This is a genomic window from Leisingera sp. ABD4_442 (assembly GCF_056160905.1).
The window spans coordinates 1-1,904 of the sequence record NZ_JBSWYB010000081.1 but is presented as its reverse complement, the minus strand read 5'-3'; the positions used below and the strand labels follow the sequence as shown (position 1 = coordinate 1,904).

Genomic DNA, 1,904 nt, shown 5'->3' with positions numbered 1-1,904 from the left:
CCTGACACATGACCGTACTCGATCACAGGTCTGAGCAGTTCAAAAGCCCCTTGCATCCGGGGCATCCACACATGACGTAAGCTACGATTTGTTGTCTGCTGATCTTCGACGAAGAGGAGATCAGAGATGTCGAAACGGAAGAACCATTCGGCTGAGTTCAAAGCGAAAGTCGCGCTTGAGGCTTTGAAGGGCGAGCGGACTGTTGCTGAGCTGGCGAGCCAGTTTGGCGTTCACCCAACGATGATCCACAGCTGGAAACGGGCACATCTGGAAGACGCGTCCGGCGCGTTCGAGCGTGGCAGAAAGAAGCCCCCAGAGATCAACGAGGAGCAGGTTAAAGAACTGCACGCAAAGATCGGGGAGCTGGCCGTAGCCAACGATTTTTTTGTCACGAAAGCTCAAGCCGTGGACTGGCAAGTGAGGCGCAAGATGGTCGAGCCTGCCAATATCAACCTGTCGATTGGCAAACAGTGCAAGCTGTTGTCGATCTCGCGGTCAGCGTTTTACTACACGCCCAGGGGTGAGACCGCGATGAACCTGATGCTGATGCGGCAGATCGACGAGCAGTTTCTGGAAACACCGTTCTTCGGTGTCCGTCAGATGACCTGGCACCTGCGCAACGACGGCCACGTTGTGAACGAGAAGCGTATCCGGCGGCTGATGCGCCTTATGGGGCTCATGCCGATCTACCAGAAGCCCAACACCAGCAAGGCGGCGAAGGGCCACAAGACGTATCCCTACTTGTTGCGAGGGTTGCGAGTCGACCGTCCGAACCAGGTCTGGTGCTCGGACATCACCTACCTGCCCATGCGGCGCGGGTTCCTCTACCTGGTGGCGATCATGGACTGGCATACCCGCAAGGTTCTGGCCTGGCGCATCTCGAACACCCTGGAAGCCGACTTCTGTGTCGAGGCTCTGAATGAGGCCATCCACCGCTTCGGCCCGCCAGAGATCATGAACACCGACCAGGGGAGCCAATTCACGTCCTTTGCCTGGACAGATCGTCTGCGCCGCTCCGGCGTGCGCATCTCGATGGATGGCAAGGGCCGGTTCCTCGATAACATCTTCGTCGAGCGGCTCTGGCGGAGCCTGAAATACGAATGCGTCTACCTGCACGCCTGGGAGACTGGATCAGAGGCAAAGGCGGGCGTCGGAAAATGGATCGACTTCTACAACCGCAAACGCCCCCATTCCGCACTTGGCGGCAGACCGCCAGCCGTGGTCTATTGGCTGCGAAATGAAGAAACCCAACCCGATCAGCAGGAGCAGAGAGTAGCTTAAATTACGCCAAAACCTGTCCAACGATTGGGGAGTAGCTCAGACAGCCAGATGCCGTCTTCAATCATCCATTTGCGCAGCGTCTCACGGGACACCTTGAACCCGTGATGTTCCTCCAGCTTTTCCGCGGCCAGCGTCGGCCCGAAATCCACATAGTTTTCTTTTATCAACGCCAAGGCATAGTCGCGCTTCGCCTTGTGAATCCGGTTGTTCGGCGGCTTGCCACGCGCTTTGTGCCGGACCGCCGCCGCACCATCCAATCGATATCGCTTCAGCAGCCTGAAAACCTGGCGCCGCGTCAGATCCAACAGGTTCGCCGCGTTGTCTACCGTCAGCCGACCATCATCGACCTGCGCCAGAACTTCCACACGATTCAGCTCGCGCTCGCTCATCATCACCCATCCCATGCCCGATCTCTCTGCCTGTTATCATTGCAGGCAAGAGTGACACTTCTGAATTGCTCATGGGTGACATTTTAGAATTGCATGTGGGCTCTAACCTGGTTGCGACATCTCCGGGTTCATCCAAGTTTCCTTAGGCTCAGGACCTATTGATTTCCTTCTGTCAGCGTGATTCACGGTTCGAAAAACGAGCGGTGAGCATGTCTGATCTCTTCTGGCTTACGG

At 56.7% G+C, this 1,904-nt stretch carries 1 protein-coding gene and 1 pseudogene; one reads left to right on the top strand and one right to left on the bottom strand.

The annotated features are described in order from the left end of the window. Window positions 1-126 precede the first annotated feature (126 nt). Window positions 127-1,281 (top strand): IS3 family transposase, encoded by a 1,155-nt coding sequence (locus ACXAHG_RS23420; protein WP_475061210.1) that lies wholly within the window; start codon window positions 127-129, stop codon window positions 1,279-1,281. A gap of 38 nt (window positions 1,282-1,319) precedes the next feature. On the opposite strand, the pseudogene ACXAHG_RS23415 reads toward ACXAHG_RS23420, so the two are convergent. Continuing rightward, window positions 1,320-1,685 (bottom strand): annotated as a pseudogene (locus ACXAHG_RS23415) (helix-turn-helix domain-containing protein); the annotation flags it as partial. Window positions 1,686-1,904 lie beyond the last annotated feature (219 nt).

What these genes read in the sequence shown, in the direction of transcription:
- ACXAHG_RS23420 (WP_475061210.1), top strand. Translation starts at nt 127, where the DNA reads ATGTCGAAACGGAAGAACCATTCGGCTGAGTTCAAAGCGAAAGTCGCG.